Genomic DNA, 205 nt, shown 5'->3' on the forward strand with positions numbered 1-205 from the left:
GCTGGTGCGGTGGCGCGGGCCGCGGACGGCCGGCGATGTGGGGCACCCCGCAGGGAACGCCGGTGTGCCGCCACAGCGCCGGCCGTCCACATACAGACGCCAGCCCCACCACTCCGGCCCCGCCAACCCCGCCTTGACCCCACGGAAAGTGTGACCCCATGCCTGCCACCAACTCCCCCCCCACCCCCTCCCCCCGCCCTCGTCG

Source organism: Streptomyces bobili (assembly GCF_002154575.1).
Classification (GTDB): Bacteria; Actinomycetota; Actinomycetes; order Streptomycetales; family Streptomycetaceae; genus Streptomyces; species Streptomyces bobili.